Here is a 15787-nt window from a genome sequence, read left to right as displayed (position 1 = left end):
GACCGCTTATGTCAAAAAGCAGTCTAATCAGGTCAAATCTACATTTGCGACAGACGTTCTGTGGCTAATTTAGCAGCGGTAGTACTTGGGTACTGATTAATTAAATCATTAAAGGTTTTAAGGGCTTGCTCGCCTAAACCTTGATCCGCTAATAAGTTTCCTAACTTTAACATTGCATCTGGGCGCTTATTAGAATTAGGGTATTCATTCACAACAACTTTAAAGTGCTCAGTCGCACCTGCTTGATCGTTTTGAATAGTTAACAGCTGACCTAACCAATAATGCGCATTAGATGCATACACTGAATTTGGGTATGTCGTTAAGAATGCTTGAAACTCAGGAATTGCTTGCTCATAACGTTTATCTTTCATGATTAACGCCACTGCACGCTCATAAGCTTCGTTTTCAGATAAGTCTGAACTGATTGCCTGTGATGCACCTACATCTGTATAAGTATTTGTAGGTTGAGTTTGTGTTGCAGCAGGCTGGCTATAAGCTTGGCTAACTCGGTTCTCAATTTCTTGATATAGCTCACGCTGACGTTGCAGTACTTTTTCAAGCTTATAGCTTTGCTCTTCTGTAATACCACGTACTTGGCTCACTTCGTCTTGTAAAATATTAAGCTGCTGCTGAAGCTCAGCTTGCAATAAATTACGTGACTTCATCATGTTTTCTAAAGCGACTAAACGCTTCTCAATGCTCGATTGCGAGCTTGCAGCTTCTGAAACAGGAGCGGGAGCAGCCCATAACTGGGTGCTCCCGCTTAAGATCATTGCTGCCAAAATAATTTTCGGCTTCATAATGACTCTTTATTAGTAAACTAATACTGCGCGACGGTTCTTCGCGAACGCTTCTTCAGTGCGAGACTTAATCATTGGCTTCTCTTCACCATAGCTCACTACTGACATTTGGCTAGCAGAAACACCTAAACTTTGTAAGTATTTTTCTACTGCTTGACCACGGTGCTCGCCTAGTGCGATGTTGTACTCAGGCGTACCGCGCTCATCAGCGTGACCTTCGATTAGTACTTTAACTGAAGGGTTTTGTACTAAGAATTCAGCGTGTGCTTGTAATAGTTCAGCATACTTGCTTTGGATTTTTGCGTTATCAAAACCAAAGTAAATGATTTGCTCTTGACGTAACGCTTCGTATTTTTCACGAAGTGCTTCTTCAGCTTGTTGCTCTGGAGTAAGCGTTGCAACTTCAACAGTATCAGTGTTGTTTGATTGCTCAACCATACCTTGGTTAGATTGGTTTGCAGCACCTTCATCAACACCTGAAGAAGAGCTACACGCCGCTAATGTCATCACTGGCACAGCAATTAGCAGGCCTTTTAAAGTTTTATTAAGTTGCATTTAATTGATTCCTATATTGAGTAAACCAGTATAATTACTGTAAATAAGGCGACCAAGCCGGTGCCTTAACTTGTCCGTCTAGCACAGGTAAGCGTGCTTTAAAGCGACCATCCATAGAAACTAACGCCAACACCTGTTTATTATTATGAAGCGTGCTGTAGATAATCATCGAGCCGTTTGGTGCGATACTCGGCGATTCATCAAGGCGTGTTCTAGTTAATACTTGGAACGCACCTGTAGCTAGCTCTTTCTTAGCAAGATGGTATTGACCGTTGGTACGGTTCACCATCACTAATTCTTTTCCATCTGGAGAAACCGAACCTGCTAGGTTCATATCTCCGTCAAACGTCATGCGTTTTGACCTACCAGTTTGCAAATTTAACTTATAAATCTGGGCATTACCACCCCTTTCAGACGTAAACACAATATCTTGCCCATTAGGGAACCAAGATGGTTCAGTATCTATACTACGGTGATTTGTAAGGCGTCTTTCTTTGCGAGTTGCAAGGTCTAAAACATATACTTCTGTTGCACCATTGCGGTCTTTAGAGAGCACTAATAGTAGCTTTTTGCCATCAGGTGAGAACTGTGGCGCACCATTAATACCAGGGTGACTTGTGATCAGCTCACGTTTACCCGTGTATAAATCTTGAATGTAAATTTGGCTTTGACGATTTTCAAATGTTACATACGCAAGCTTAGTACCATCTGGTGACCATGCCGGTGACATTAATGGCTCTTTAGAACGAAGTAATACTTGCTCATTAAAACCATCATAATCAGCAACGACTAACTGATAAGGCATTGCCTGATTTTCTCTCACAATAACGTAGGCAATCTTCGTTAAGAATGCACCTTTTTCGCCAGTTAAAGCTTCATATACAACATCACTGATGCGGTGAGCGTAGCGGCGGAAACCCGTTTCAGCTATTACACTTTCTCTTGCATCAAGAATATGGTCTTGGCTTTTAACTAACTTACCGTTACTCATCATCTGTGTTTGACCACCCGTGATCTGACCACGAATAACATCAATAAGCTCATACTTAACTAAGTAACGTCCACCTGGCTGTTGTTCAACTTGACCAACAAGAACGGCTTCAACACCTTTATTAACCCATGCAGCATAGTCAACGTCAGTATCAGTTGCTGGTAATTGAGGCATTGTTGCTACATCAATAGGTTTAAATTTACCACTACGCATTAAGTCTGCTGCAATAACAGTACTTAACTTTTCAGGGATGGGGCCAACCCCATTGTATTGAAATGGCACAACCGCAATCGGACGTGCACCATCAACACCTTCGGTAATAACAATTTCTAGTGCAGCACTGGCGATGCCATGAAAGCCCAGTAATACAATAAAACATGCTGTTTTTATCTGGTTGAACATATCATTCCTTTAGAATTCTGGCTTGATTGTTAAATTAATATTTTTAAGTTGCTCAAATACGTCTTTATCAGGTGATACCGGGAGTGTATCTGCCATACGAACAGCTCGAAGCGCAGCTTCACACACTAATTTATCACCACCTAATGACTTAACTTGTGTTACTAAGCCATTAAAGCCAAGACGAATATTTACACGACATTGTTTATTCTTCATCTTTTCATCGATAAGTAAAGTTTGCTGAATACGTGCCATTATTAAGGCTTTGTATTTGTCGACTTCACTTACAATTTGCTGTTGACGAACTTTATTTCGTGCAGCTTGCTCAGCAGCTAACTGCTCTTGCAGCATTTGCTCTTGCAATGCTTGCAGGCGTTTACGCTCGGCTTCGGCTTCTTTGCGTTTACGTTCAGCTTCTGCTTCGGCAGCTTTACGCTTACGCTCTTCTTCCGCTTTCTTTAACGCCTCTTCTTCAGCTTTGCGCTTTTCTGCTGCAGCTTTTGCTGCTGCTTCAGCTTCTTGCTTTTGCTTTTCAGCTTGTTGCGCTTTAGCACGTTCTTTTTGCTGAATTTCACGTGCTTTTTTCGCTTGTGCTTCGGCTTCTGCTTTTTCTTTCTCTTTCGCGCGGCGCTGTTGTTCTAGCTTTTTAAGACGACGGTCTTCCGCTTCACGTTGCTTGCGCGCGTCATTGGCACGTCGTTCAAGATCACGAAGACGCTTTGCTTCAGCTTGTTTTTTCGCTTCTTCTTGCTTTTTTAGCTCAGCAATTTTTTGTTCAACCTTTTGTTGGTCTACCGTAACTGCTGAAACAGCCTTTTCTGGCTCAGGCATAGCTGGATTCAAAGTTACTTCCATTACCTTAGGAGTAGGTAAATGAAAACTAGCTGATCCAATTAAAAAACCAATAATACCCAGATGTAATAGAATCGATTTGATTAATGACTCACGCATACTAACCCTCAAATGATTCGGTCATTAAACCCACTGAAGGCACACCGGCATTTTTCAAAAAGTCCATGAGTAGCAGTACTTCTTGATAAGAAACACGGCCCGAACCTTTGATCATCACTGGCGTATCTGGATTCTTTTGCAGCTGAAGTTTAATCACTGCAGCAACATCCAACGCTTCCATTGGTGCTTCAGGATCTGTACCGATACTTACATAGTACTTACCTTCAGCATCAATTGACGCAATAATTGGAGGCGTATCTTTAGTATCAACAAGATCCGATTCTTCCATCTTTGGCAAATCTACTTTTACACCATGAGTAATAAGTGGCGCAGTTGCCATAAATATGATTAGTAGTACCAACATTACGTCAATGTAAGGAACTACGTTTATCTCACCTACTGGGCGACGTTTCTTACGCTGGTACATTCGCTTTAGCCTCTATTTGCGCAGCAGCTTGGCGGTGTAAAATATTGGCGAACTCTTCCATGAAGTTAATATAATTACCTTCAAGCTTTTCTACTTTGTTTGCAAAACGGTTGTAAGCAATAACAGCTGGAATTGCAGCAAATAAACCCATTGCTGTTGCGATTAGTGCTTCAGCAATACCTGGCGCTACCATTTGTAGCGTTGCTTGCTTAACTTCACCTAATGCGATAAATGCGTTCATAATACCCCATACCGTACCAAATAGGCCGATGTAAGGACTAATAGAGCCCACTGTTGCTAAAAACGATAAACTTGACTCAAGCTTTTCAACTTCACGCGATAAAGCAACACGCATTGAACGGTGTGTGCCTTCCATAACAATACTTGCACTTTGTGGTGAATTTTTCTTATGACGTGCAAACTCTTTAAAACCTGCAACGAATAATGCTTCAACACCTGATGCGCCACCAGGACGCGCTGATACTTCGTTGTATAATTTACTTAGGTCAATACCCGACCAAAACTTCTGCTCAAAGCGCTTTGCGCCATTAAGTGCATCAGAAATCGCTTTTTTACGCTGAAAGATAATTGCCCATGACATTACCGACATACCGACTAATGCCAACATTACTAGCTGGACAAGTACACTGGCTTCTAGAATAAGATCTAAAAAGTTAAGCCCTGATCCCACGTTAAACTCCTAAAATAGATTTCTATGTAATTTGTTATATTTTTTACACTTGTATTTATTGACCACAAAGGCGGCCAAAAGTTACATCTAGTGTATCTAGTCAGCTATGAACTGACAACGCTCTTGCTGTGAATTAGCGGCAAATAACGGTAAAAAGCAATTTGCTTAGTTATTTTTTAGCCATATTAGGTTTTATCAATACAATTATGCATATTTTCACCTTAATAATAAGTCACTACAGTGACACTAAAAAGCAACCAAAACAGCCAAAAACTCGGCGTTTATTCATAAATAACGCATAAACACCCAAAAGCACTTTTACGAATCTACTACAGAATACTTAAACTAATCCTGAATAAAGTTCGTAAAATTTATAAAAACCTTCCCATTCATGAACTTAAAATTTATATATTCACAATGTGAACAAAAAGAAAACAATTAAAAAATATACTCACATTAGTTTTTTTTATCTGAAAATAAAATTTTTCTAGTTTGAAGAAAAATCCATCATTGCGTATTATTTACCTATACCGAGCTAGCAACCTCATGAAAGTTTCTTTCATTAAGCTCCGTTTTTAGCAATATGAAAATTCGTATTGCACTAGGTTTGCTTAAATCTGGATAAAACCTTTTTTAAGTAGACCGTAGTTCCCTGGATTACTTCCTTCAACTTGTTGTTTGCCCGCATCCTTATGCGGGCTTTTTTTTGCCTACACAAACGTCAATGAGAATACCTATCGATAACTTAACAGCATGTGAATTACAGATGTTAAAATGAGACAACAACCCAGTGGTAAGCGGTAAGCGGTAAGCGGTAAGCGGTAAGCGGTAAGCGGTAAGCGGTAAGCGGTAAAAATCTACTTACCCGTTGGATACAAGCAATTTATCTCGATAAAAAGCAGCCCTTTCGAGCTGCTTGATACTTATAGCTTAAAGCTTGTAACTAACCGCGGGGTTTTTAGTTATTTTTCTGGCGTTAATCCAAAGTGCAGGTAGGCAATGTCTGAAACAAGTCGTCCGCGTGGGGTGCGTTGTATAAAGCCTTGTTGAATTAAAAACGGCTCTATCACATCTTCAATGGTTTCTTTTTCTTCGCCAATTGCAGCCGCTAGGTTATCAAGGCCAACGGGGCCGCCCATAAATTTTTCGATAATAGCTAGCAAGTATTTTCTATCCATGTAGTCAAAACCGCTTTTATCGACATCAATCATATCGAGGGCTTGCTCTGCAACTGTAGCATTCACTTTACCGTCTGATTTCACTTGGGTGTAATCACGAACGCGGCGTAATAAACGATTCGCTATGCGAGGTGTACCACGTGAGCGCTTGGCGATTTCTGTAGCGCCTTCATCACACATGGTTAAGTCTAAAAAGCTTGCTGAACGGGCAACAATTTTTGATAAGTCTTCAACTGAATAAAACTCTAATCGCTGTACGATGCCAAAACGGTCTCTAAGTGGTGAGGTAAGTGAGCCTGCACGCGTTGTTGCGCCAATTAAAGTAAATGGCGGTAAATCAAGCTTTATTGAACGTGCTGCAGGGCCTTCACCTATCATGATATCCAGCTGATAATCTTCCATTGCTGGATACAAAATCTCTTCGACTTGCGGGCTCAAACGGTGAATTTCGTCAATAAACAGTACGTCACCTTCTTCAAGGTTCGTTAAAAGTGCAGCTAAATCCCCTGCTTTTTCAAGCACTGGCCCCGACGTTGTTTTAATATTAACGTTAAGCTCGTTGGCAACAATGTTTGCAAGTGTGGTTTTACCAAGACCCGGTGGACCAAATATTAATAAGTGATCCAGCGCTTCGCCACGATGGCGAGCAGCCTCAATAAAAATTTCCATTTGCTGCTTAACATGCGGCTGGCCTGTGTAATCGGTTAACAGTTTTGGTCGTATGGCACGATCAACACTGTCTTCGTTACTTTGTTCACTCGCATCTATTAAGCGATCTGCTTCAATCATGGTTTACTCACAACATTGATTTTAGAGCTTCTTTAATTAGAACCTCAGTCGTCATATCTGGTTTGTTCACTGTTTTAACCGCTTTTTGTGCTTGCGGTAGCTTATAGCCTAATGCCACAAGTGCTGATACAGCATCATCAGCAGCATTATTTGCCACTAGGGTATCATCACTTGATGGCTCAATGACGGCATTATCGCTAAATGGTGTAAATAAGTCATTACCCCAATTTTTAAGCCGGTCTTTCATTTCGAGCACTAAACGCTCAGCCGTTTTTTTACCAACGCCCGGTAGTTTAACCAGTGTGGTCGCATCTTCATTATTAACACAACTTACAAATTGCTGCGCCGACATACCCGATAAAATAGCTAGACCAAGCTTTGGCCCTACACCATTGGCTTTTAAAAGCTCTCTAAATAAAGCGCGTTCGGTTTTGTTGTTAAAGCCAAATAATAGCTGGGCATCTTCACGTACCACAAAGTGGGTATAAACAATCGCTTGCTCACCCACTGCTGGTAAATCATAAAAGCAAGTCATAGGCATTTGTACTTCGTAGCCTACACCACTTACTTCAATAAGAATTTCTGGTGGCTGCTTTTCTACTAGTAAGCCATTTAATCGACCAATCATATTACTTCCTTAATCGTCCTCTTACGGTTTTGCTCGCACTGCCCGCAAGTTTTATTAAATTTTGTTCTGAGTGTGCATGACAAATAGCAATTGCTAAAGCATCTGCGGCATCGGCTTGAGGGGTACCTGGCAGCTTTAAAATGTTTTTAACCATATGCTGTACTTGAGACTTATCGGCTCCGCCATTACCTACAACGGCCTGCTTAATTTGCCTAGCTGAATATTCATAAACTGGCAGCTCTGCCATTGAAGCACCAACGATAGCAGCGCCACGTGCTTGACCGAGTTTAAGCGCTGAGTCTGGGTTGTGTGCCATAAACACTTTTTCGATAGCAAAACTGTCTGGGGAGAATTGCTCTACCAATTGACTGATCCCTTGGTAAATCATTTTTAAGCGTATCGGAAAATCGTGATCGGCCAATTTAATGCAGCCACTGCCTAAATAAGTGAACTTAGCACCTTGGTGAGCAATCACGCCGTACCCTGTTAATCGTGAACCAGGATCAATCCCTAAAATAATCGCCAACTAACTGACTCGTCTATTATCATTATTATCTGCGGTTAATAATGCCAGAGCACTGTATAAATTACCAGTAACCAATTGCAATTCATAAAAAATGCCCGCAATTGCGAGCATTTTATAGTCAACCTTTAATTAAGACATTTACGCGAGCGAGCGTAATAAGCCTTGGGTATTTTTTCGCATTGTTCGCGCTATCATCAAATAACCCAAACATGCCACAAATAAGCCACCGACTGCTGGGCCAATCACCCAAATATGAGGGTGGAACTTACCTGCTAAATCGAACATTTGTTTTTGTACTATTAACAGGGCGATGTCACTGACAATGGCAGCAACTAAGCCTGCGGTAACGCCTAATAATAAAAACTCATATAAGGTGGCATTTTTAATTAAGCGCCCTTTCGCACCTAAGGTTCGCAAAATAACAATCTCTTGCATTCGCTCACCCAAACTTGCTTGTACTTGTGAAATAAGTACTAAAGCGCCACAGGCAACCACAATCGCTAGTACAAAGCCAATCGCTAACGATACTTGCTCTATGGTTGAGCGAATTTGTTTAATAAAGCTCTCAACATCTATCACGTTAACCGTGGGGTATTGACGCATTAGCTCATTAAACTCACGTTTTTTCTCTGCTTTTACATTCACTGATGAAATATAAGTAGCCGGGAAACTCGCTAGCACATCTGGGCTTAAAATAATAAAGAAGTTAGGTTTAAGCGTGGTCCAATTAACCTTACGTACACTGGTAATTTTTGCGTCAAACGACTGCGCGCCAATTAAGAAAGTAAGCGTATCGCCTATTTTTACATCAAGGCGCTCAAGCATCGACTCTTCGACCGATGCCTCGGCTACTGAGTCTTCACTAAACCATGTACCGTCGATAAGCTCGTTTTGATTAGGCAAGTCTTTACGCCAAGTTAGGTTTAACTCACGGCCAATACCAGAGCGGGCTTCTTCGTCTTTCTTTTCGTTGTCTTCTTGCGATACTTCGCGGGCAACCAACTCACCATTTACGGCATTTACACGGCCACGAACAACCGGATAGAAATCAGACGTTGGCATATCGTTTTGCGCTAAGAAGCTAGTAATAGGCTCTAACTCTTGCTCAGTAATGTTCACTAAAAATGAATTAGGGGCATTTTCAGGAAGCTGCGACTGCCAGTCCGAAATCATGTCGTTCTTAAGTACAATTAAAAACAGTAATAACTTGATTGCCAAAGCAAAGCTAATTAATTGCACAGCATTCACATTGGCACGCTTTTGAATTGACGCAATCGCCAATGACCAACTGTTGCCAGGACTCAAGCCAAGTTTGCGGCCACCACCAAAAATAACCTTTGATAAGCCAAATAACACCGCAATTAAAAATGCCGTCGAAAGGAACAAAATTGCACTAATTTTGATGTTGTTACTAAATAACCACATCAATAAAAACACAGTAAGCGCCGACATAGTAAGGTGCACTTTACTTACTAATAAACGGTCGCCTAAGTTACGGCGAAGCACACGCAGCGGCGGAATATCAAATAAATCGAGTAGCGGTTTAATTGAAAACATAACCGCACAAATCACACCCGTGCTAATCGCAATGATCCAAGGTTTTGCCGATGCACTTGGCAGTGCAGAACCCATGGTTTGTGCTAAATAATCAGTGGCAATCGCTTGTAAACCATAACCAATCAGTAAACCGACAATCACCGACATTGAACATACAAGACTCAAATGTAATAAATAGATTTTACGGATCATAGCGCGGCTACCGCCAAGCGTTTTCATCATTGCAACTGGGTCGTACTGACGCTCACAATAACGTTTTGCCGATACCGCAATAGCAACGGCAGCTAAAATAATGCCAAGTAAACCAGCTAGCAATAAATAGCTTTCGGCACGATTTAAACTATTAGAAATAGGTGACTGGCGGTCTTTAACTCCATACCAACGCTGGTTTTCTTTCATCTGTGGTTTTAACCACGCATAAAAGGTATCTAAGTTGTCTTTGTCGCCAGCATAAAGTTGGCGGTAAAACACTCGGCTGCCGGGCTGAATTACCTCAGTCACAGCAATGTCTGCTTCATTGATTAAGATTCGCTGGCTGCTCGAGAACACATTAAAGGGTGCATCAGGCTCTTCGGCTACAACATGACTAGCCGTAAACGTAGCAGCACCAAGTTCTACTTTATCGCCCACTTTAATGTTTAGCGCATAAAACACAGATTCACTTAACCACACTTCACCACGACTTGGGATATCAGAAGTTACTTGTGGTTGACCAGTCAGGCTAGTTTTTACTTTTAACTCGCCTTTTAACGGATAGGTGTTTGATACCGCTTTAACCGAGCCAAGTTGCATTTCGTCACCGGCAAATAACATGGTATCGAAGTAGGTTATTTTAGCGGTGCGTAAGTTTTCTTGGTTGGCTTTATCTAAAAACTCAGCAGGCAAAGCATGGTTACTCGCTAAAACGCGATCAGCCGCAATAAAAGCACTGCTTTTTTCTTCAATACTTTGACCAATGCGGTCGGTAACCATAGACAGTGTTAAAACAGTGAGAACAGCTAAGGCTATTGCTGCACTGATCACTGTTAATTCGCCACGCTTAAACTCACGTGAAAACAGTTTTAGTGCTAATTTAGCCCACATTCGCTTGCACTCCTTCGTTTTCTTTAACAGTTACTAGCTGCCCTGCTTCAATATGTAAAATTTGCTGGCACTTTTGTGCAAGCTGCTCATCATGGGTTACTAAAATGAGTGTCGTGCCGTGCTCTTTATTTAGTTCAAATAATAGAGACTCAATTAATTTACCGTTTTTGCTATCAAGGTTTGCTGATGGTTCATCGGCAAATAAGATTTTCGGTGTGCCTATAAATGCACGCGCAATTGCTACACGTTGCTGCTCACCACCAGATAATTGCGATGGGTAATGACCCACACGATGGCTTAAGCCTACTTTTTCAAGTAGCTCTAGGGCTTGTTGTTTAGCGTCTTTGCTTCCTGCAAGTTCAGCGGGAAGCATTACGTTTTCAAGGGCTGTTAAGCTTTGTACAAGCATGAAAGACTGAAATACAAAACCTACTTTTTCAGCGCGAAGTGCTGCGCGTGCTTCTTCATCTAATTCGTGTAATGCGGCTCCGTCTAAATGAATACTGCCGCCAGTTGATTGGTCAAGGCCCGCCAATAAACTTAATAAAGTAGACTTACCCGAACCAGAGGTGCCCACCACGGCAACTGAGTCACCCGACTTGACATTAAAGCTGATGTCACTGAGGATGGTCAGGTCGCCCTCAACCGTGGTGACCGTTTTAGAAAGTCCTTTAACTTGAATGATGTTTAATTGAGAAAGCGCTGACATATGATGCATCCAATCCTACGTTTTATATTCGTTTTACTGTTAGTAATCAAACCACTTACGGCAGCAGCTGACAACACAATTTTAATTCTAGGTGACAGTTTAAGCGCCGCTTACGGACTTAAACAAGAGCAAGGCTGGGTTAAATTGTTACAAGATAAGTACGATGAAAAAGACCAATCTGTATACCTAGTAAACGCCAGTATTAGCGGTGAAACCACAGGCGGTGCTCTAAGGCGACTCGACGCGTTACTGAGCGAATTTGAACCCACTCACGTACTCATTGAGCTTGGCGGAAACGATGGTTTACGAGGTTTCCCTATTAAACGCCTGCAAGCTAACTTACGTGATTTAATTGCAAAAAGCCAAAAAATTGGGGCGAAAACCGCCGTAATGGAAGTACAAATTCCACCAAACTATGGCCCGCGTTACACAAAAATTTTCACCGATAGCTTTAAAACCATTGCCGATGAAACAGATTCTGAGCTCATGCCCTTTTTCATGCTTAGCATTGCAGGCCGTCCAGAGCTTATGCAAAACGATAACTTGCACCCTAATGCCGATGCTCAACCATTAATACGCGACTTTATGTACAATACGATCAACGATTGGCTAGATTAACCTCTAGCCCATTGATTTAATGTGGATTACCTGAACAATAAACAAGCAATCAAACTGCGGGGATATTGATTTTTATAAAAAAAGCCGTACTATGGCTTGCAACGTCGGCATATAGCGCAGCTTGGTAGCGCACTGTCATGGGGTGTCAGGGGTCGCAGGTTCAAATCCTGCTATGCCGACCATTTTTTCTCACCCTATTCAACGACTTAAAAGCTTCATTCTTTTAGGCTTAAAAACAGCCATCCCATATTTATCTCAAGTAAAATATTATTCTTAGCTTCATAAGAAAAATAATATATAACATCCTACAAGCAATACAAAATGCCTTATTTGATCCCATATTGTGAATTCGTATGAAGCATTTAAATTCTCAACACGAAAAAACACTTATCAGCTTCTAACTATAAGTAGCTTTAGCCAAAGAGCTCTTACACAGGTAAGTAGAATCTATTTATTTGCACTGGACTATGGAAAAAGATAATATTTACTTTCTTTAAGTTTCTAGACAAATCAAAATATAACAATAGCTTAATGGATTGAAATGGAATTAAGTTTCGAAAAAAGGAATCTTAGAAGGAGCATATCTTACAAGAATATTAGTAATTATGCTGAACTTGACTCTGAAAGTAAACGTGAAGAAATTATTCAAAACTCTCTGGAACAGCTCAAATCCCGTGAAATTTTCATCAACTCTATTGGTATCGAGTACTCGAACAAAAAACCAATTCATTTGGTAAAGGATGTCGTTTCTTTACCTGTTATAAATTTATTGAATGAAAATCTCCAGAGAGCTTACTCCATCAAACCTAAGAGTCGGGAAAGCATTTTACCAGTAGTGATCAATTACTTAAAAGAGACGGCTCCATACTCTATTTTTCGATTTGATATCATATCTTTTTATGAATCATTCGAAAGGCCAAGTGTTTTAAAGAAAATTAAAGATGATGGCTTACTTTCAAATGAAACTATAAAAGTTTTAGAGCTATTGTTTTTAGAGTTTCAAAAGAAGCAAAAAGGTGACCCAAAAATAGAGTTTAAAGGACTGCCAAGGGGCTTGAATATCAGTGCTACTCTTTCAGAAATAATGTTTCAAGACTTCGATAAAAAAATATTAGAAAACAAAGACGTTTTTTATTATGCTAGGTATGTTGACGACATTATTATTATAGCCAAGTCGGGTAAGAAAGCTAAAGAATTTCAAAATGAAATTAAAAATTTAATACCCAAGCCTCTAAAGTTCCATAACACTAGCAATAAACAAGCAGCGCTTAATATTCCAAAAAGTTCGGAAGACAGTAATAACAAAAACATTGTTCTTAAGTTCAGCTTTTTGGGTTATGAATTCACTATCTCAGATACAACGGAAATAGATAAAAATTGTTTTAGCCTTCCTAGGCGAAAAATTGATATAGATATATCTGAGAACAAAATAGATAAGATCAAAGAAAGAACTCGGTTAACTCTAATCCACTTTCTGAAGAGTCACTTTCCAATGGGTAGCGAATATCAAAAAATGATTCTAAGGCTTAAGTTTTTGACAAGTAACTATGATTTACCAATACCAAACAAAGGGAAAACGATTAAATCTGGTATTCGATATAACTATCGTTTCATAACTTCTGATAAATCTTTAAAAGAGCTAGACCGTTACCTTTCCATGTTATTGTTTAGTAAAAATAGCAAGACTTCTCGCAAGTTAAGAAATGTTTTGGGGATTGATAATGTAAGAGATTTAGCACATTTCAGCTTTTCATCAGGCTACAATCTAAAAAAACATTGTAAGTTTACTACCGAAGAATTAGATAAGATTAAAGAAGCATGGCGAAAATAAAAAAGAATAGTTTTCAAAAAGAAATTTCATCTAAAGACTTTAATAGAATTGTACTCTCTGAAACACCTGCATTTGATGTGCCTCTTATTTTCTCAAACATTTGGTTTTATAACCATTTAAATGATGATAATAATCGAGATACTAAAAAAGCAATTATTGTTGATAAAATTTTTAAAAACAAAAAGCTACATCAATATTCTGTGCCCATGAAATTTAGAATCAGGAAAAATGACCGCGAATTTAGGTACATCGGTATCATGCACCCTGCCGAACAGTTTAAATACATAGATTTTTATAAAGAGTTTACTAAAACAATTATTCACTATACCAACCTAAGTCCATTCTCTATTAGATACCCTTCGAATGTAGCGTCAAAATTTAGAGTTAAGACATCTTATCCCAACCTGAAAGATAACCGAAATAGCCAAGATGAATCAAAGTTTAAACATTCTGCTTCATACTTTTCATATGGCGGTCATCAAAGACTTCACGAGTTTTATGATTCCTCTGACTATAGAATCCTTGAAACAAAGTACTCTCACTTATGGTCATTTGACGTATCAAAATGCTTTGACAGTATATATACACACTCAATATCTTGGGCAATAAAAGATAAAAAGCATGCAAAAGATACTACATCTCATAAAGATACATTTGGTGCAATTTTTGATAAATTAATGCAATCATCAAACTATAATGAAACAAATGGCATTCTCGTTGGTAACGAAATTAGTCGAATATTTGCTGAGATTATCTTGCAAAAAATTGACTTAGAGCTTGAGAGCTCTTTAAAAGAAGAAGGGTTAATAAATAAAAGAGATTATGAAATTCGTCGATATATTGATGATTATTTTGTATTTGGCAAAACAGAATATGTTAATGAAAGAATTTTTGAAAATTTAATGAACAAGCTACACAGGTATAAATTACATTTAAATTCCAGCAAGACTTCTAAGCAAGGAAGGCCTTTTTTAACTGAAATGTCGAATAGTAAAATAACCATATCTGCATTACTGAATGAACTTTCCGCTACTTTATTCACCAAACCATCACCTAAAGAACTAACAGTAAATACTTTAACGAGAATAAAAGACTCTGAAAAACTATTAACTTCATGGATTAATAAAGTAAAAGCTGCTTGTGGGAAAAGTAGTAAGACATACGAACATACCGCGGGTTACATAGTAGGCTATCTTTTAAGAGTTGCAACTGAGTTGTCAGACTCTAATGTAGAGATAAAAGAGGATGACCACTTCAAAGCAAGAGAAATTATAATTCTACTAATTCAAATTGGTTTTCATTTTTTTGGCATCTCCCCAAATACATTAAACAGCTCAAAGTTATCTAAGCTGTGTTTTATCCTTGTCAACTTTTCTGAAAAAAATATCCCTGATGATGTAAAATCAGTAAAACTAGAAATATCTAAGTCTATAAAAACTTTTTTTGAATCTGGTAGTTATGTTGAGTTAGTAGAAAGCAACAATTACTTTCCAATAGAGCTTGCAAATCTTTTGATCTCAGCTTGTAATATGGGAGATAGCTTCTTGCTGCCACCAAAAGAAGTTAAAACTGTATTTGATATTGATGCAATATTAAATTCGTCAAATAAGTATGAAGATAAAGAGACTTGTAGTGATTATTTTCGAATTATATGTGCATTATACTACATAGGAGAACATTCGATTTACGGTCAAATAAAATCGGATATCGTGAAGGGCCTTGTTGATCAAATGCAGCTCTCTAATAAACTCACTTAACTTACTGATATTTAGGCAGACCAAGGGTGTTGATCTTATTTAGCGCCTTCACTTTGATCATCGCTTCAACCAGTTGGCGATTGTAATCACGCGCATTTAGCTTAGCCCCCATCAACTGTTTAAAACGGTACATCGCTGTTTCTGCTAATGAGCGCACATGATATCCACTTAGCTTTTTCCATTGTGCGATTCCTAACTTATTGCACAACATGACAGCCTCATTGCGTGGATGCTTATCAGTCCACAGGCGTGCATTCTCTCTCGGCGGGATAACAGGTATCGCGCCTTTTTCAGTAA

15 protein-coding genes and 1 tRNA gene are annotated in these 15787 nt (G+C 39.3%); 4 read left to right on the top strand and 12 right to left on the bottom strand.

From position 1 onward, the window contains the following. Positions 1-38: 38 nt before the first annotated feature. The 11 genes from ybgF to L1266_RS00030 form a co-directional block, all read right to left on the bottom strand. Positions 39-800 carry a tol-pal system protein YbgF gene (ybgF, locus tag L1266_RS00080; protein WP_054553017.1) on the bottom strand — a complete coding sequence of 254 codons (762 nt, stop codon included), beginning with the start codon at positions 798-800 and terminating at the stop codon, positions 39-41. Positions 801-812: 12 nt separating this feature from the next. Then, complete coding sequence (pal, locus tag L1266_RS00075; protein ID WP_235376523.1) at positions 813-1355, bottom strand: peptidoglycan-associated lipoprotein Pal; 543 nt, start codon at positions 1353-1355, stop codon at positions 813-815. Between the two features lie 34 nt (positions 1356-1389). Continuing rightward, positions 1390-2748 carry a Tol-Pal system beta propeller repeat protein TolB gene (tolB, locus tag L1266_RS00070; protein ID WP_054553015.1) on the bottom strand — a complete coding sequence of 453 codons (1359 nt, stop codon included), beginning with the start codon at positions 2746-2748 and terminating at the stop codon, positions 1390-1392. Positions 2749-2757: 9 nt separating this feature from the next. Further along, complete coding sequence (tolA, locus tag L1266_RS00065; RefSeq protein WP_235376522.1) at positions 2758-3696, bottom strand: cell envelope integrity protein TolA; 939 nt, start codon at positions 3694-3696, stop codon at positions 2758-2760. A gap of 1 nt (position 3697) precedes the next feature. Continuing rightward, positions 3698-4123, bottom strand: coding sequence for a protein TolR (tolR, locus tag L1266_RS00060; protein WP_054553013.1), 426 nt, complete (start codon positions 4121-4123; stop codon positions 3698-3700). Further along, entirely contained in the window at positions 4110-4814 is a 705-nt protein-coding gene (tolQ, locus tag L1266_RS00055) for a protein TolQ (protein WP_054553012.1), read from the bottom strand. The genes tolR and tolQ overlap by 14 nt, the downstream gene beginning before the upstream one ends. Positions 4815-5776: 962 nt before the next feature. Then, positions 5777-6781: a Holliday junction branch migration DNA helicase RuvB gene (gene ruvB / locus L1266_RS00050; RefSeq protein ID WP_054553011.1), complete on the bottom strand. Its 1005-nt coding sequence runs from the start codon at positions 6779-6781 to the stop codon at positions 5777-5779. A 7-nt stretch (positions 6782-6788) separates the two neighbouring features. Further along, on the bottom strand, positions 6789-7409 hold the full coding sequence (ruvA, locus tag L1266_RS00045; RefSeq protein ID WP_235376521.1) for a Holliday junction branch migration protein RuvA: 621 nt from the start codon (positions 7407-7409) through the stop codon (positions 6789-6791). Between the two features lies 1 nt (position 7410). Then, on the bottom strand, positions 7411-7935 hold the full coding sequence (gene ruvC, locus L1266_RS00040) for a crossover junction endodeoxyribonuclease RuvC (protein ID WP_054553009.1): 525 nt from the start codon (positions 7933-7935) through the stop codon (positions 7411-7413). 138 nt (positions 7936-8073) lie between these two features. Then, positions 8074-10575 carry an ABC transporter permease gene (locus tag L1266_RS00035; protein WP_235376520.1) on the bottom strand — a complete coding sequence of 834 codons (2502 nt, stop codon included), beginning with the start codon at positions 10573-10575 and terminating at the stop codon, positions 8074-8076. Then, positions 10565-11284, bottom strand: a complete 720-nt coding sequence (locus L1266_RS00030) for an ABC transporter ATP-binding protein (RefSeq protein ID WP_054553007.1) — start codon at positions 11282-11284, stop codon at positions 10565-10567. Before L1266_RS00030 ends, L1266_RS00035 begins: the two co-directional genes overlap by 11 nt. Here L1266_RS00030 and L1266_RS00025 point away from each other — a divergent pair, their 5' ends adjacent. From L1266_RS00025 to drt3b, 4 genes are all read left to right on the top strand, one after another. Beyond that, the gene (locus tag L1266_RS00025) at positions 11285-11902 is read left to right on the top strand and encodes an arylesterase (protein ID WP_235376519.1); all 618 of its coding nucleotides are present in this window, start codon (positions 11285-11287) and stop codon (positions 11900-11902) included. It begins immediately after the preceding gene. 105 nt (positions 11903-12007) lie between these two features. After that, positions 12008-12084: transfer RNA gene (locus L1266_RS00020), tRNA-Pro, on the top strand. Positions 12085-12443: 359 nt separating this feature from the next. Beyond that, entirely contained in the window at positions 12444-13733 is a 1290-nt protein-coding gene (gene drt3a, locus L1266_RS00015) for an antiviral reverse transcriptase Drt3a (RefSeq protein WP_235376518.1), read from the top strand. Continuing rightward, a complete protein-coding gene (gene drt3b, locus L1266_RS00010) occupies positions 13721-15490 on the top strand; it encodes an antiviral reverse transcriptase Drt3b (protein WP_235376517.1) in 1770 nt (589 codons plus the stop codon). The genes drt3a and drt3b overlap by 13 nt, the downstream gene beginning before the upstream one ends. A 1-nt stretch (position 15491) precedes the next feature. Here drt3b and L1266_RS00005 read toward each other — a convergent pair. Further along, positions 15492-15787, bottom strand: a 296-nt coding sequence (locus L1266_RS00005; RefSeq protein WP_328259381.1) for a transposase, incomplete at its 5' end; no start/stop codon positions are given.

The sequence above is a fragment of the Pseudoalteromonas sp. Cn5-37 genome (assembly GCF_021532495.1).
In the GTDB taxonomy this organism is placed as follows: domain Bacteria; phylum Pseudomonadota; class Gammaproteobacteria; order Enterobacterales; family Alteromonadaceae; genus Pseudoalteromonas; species Pseudoalteromonas simplex.
Note: the sequence above shows the minus strand (reverse complement) of the source record. Positions and strands in the feature narration are given on the sequence as shown.